Origin of the sequence: Salinivibrio sp. VGrn1, assembly GCF_009377995.1 — a bacterium.
GTDB classification, from domain to species: domain Bacteria; phylum Pseudomonadota; class Gammaproteobacteria; order Enterobacterales; family Vibrionaceae; genus Salinivibrio; species Salinivibrio siamensis.
Map to the genome: position 1 here is coordinate 1 of NZ_SATA01000022.1, position 1,168 is coordinate 1,168.

The 1,168-nt window shown below is 53.6% G+C and carries 1 rRNA gene; it reads right to left on the reverse strand.

Annotated elements, in window-relative coordinates:
- A 23S ribosomal RNA gene (locus EHW56_RS15220) occupies window positions 1-1,168 on the reverse strand; the annotation flags it as partial.

The window sequence follows — 1,168 nt, forward strand, 5'->3', positions numbered from 1 at the left end:
CTTTGGGAGGAGACCGCCCCAGTCAAACTACCCACCAGGCACTGTCCTCACCCCCGATAAGGGGGCTAAGTTAGAACATCAAACATACAAGGGTGGTATTTCAAGGATGGCTCCACAGCAACTGGCGTCGCCGCTTCAAAGCCTCCCACCTATCCTACACATGTAGGCTCAATGTTCAGTGCCAAGCTGTAGTAAAGGTTCACGGGGTCTTTCCGTCTAGCCGCGGGTACACAGCATCTTCACTGCGATTTCAATTTCACTGAGTCTCGGGTGGAGACAGCGTGGCCATCATTACGCCATTCGTGCAGGTCGGAACTTACCCGACAAGGAATTTCGCTACCTTAGGACCGTTATAGTTACGGCCGCCGTTTACCGGGGCTTCAATCAATGGCTTCTCTTGCGATAACCACATCAATTAACCTTCCGGCACCGGGCAGGCGTCACACCGTATACGTCATCTTTCGATTTTGCACAGTGCTGTGTTTTTAATAAACAGTTGCAGCCACCTGGTATCTGCGACTGCCCATAGCTCCATCCGCAAGGGACTTCACCGCGGGCAGCGTACCTTCTCCCGAAGTTACGGTACCATTTTGCCTAGTTCCTTCACCCGAGTTCTCTCAAGCGCCTTGGTATTCTCTACCCGACCACCTGTGTCGGTTTGGAGTACGGTTGCTACTTACCTGAAGCTTAGAGGCTTTTCCCGGAAGCATGGCATCAATGACTTCACCACCTTGGTGGCTCGACATCGTGTCTCGGCCTTGATTTCCCGGATTTGCCTAAGAAATCAGCCTACGCACTTGAACCTGGACTACCATCGCCAGGCCCACCTAGCCTTCTCCGTCCCCCCATCGCAGTAAGCAGCAGTACGGGAATATTAACCCGTTTCCCATCGACTACGCCTTTCGGCCTCGCCTTAGGGGCCGACTTACCCTGCCCCGATTAACGTTGGACAGGAACCCTTGGTCTTCCGGCGAGGAGGTTTTTCACCCCCTTTATCGTTACTCATGTCAGCATTCGCACTTGTGATACCTCCAGCATGCCTCTCAGCACACCTTCAACAGCTTACACAACGCTCCCCTACCCAATATCCATAAGGACATTGCCGCAGCTTCGGTGTATCGCTTAGCCCCGTTACATCTTCCGCGCAGGCCGACTCGACCAGTGAGCT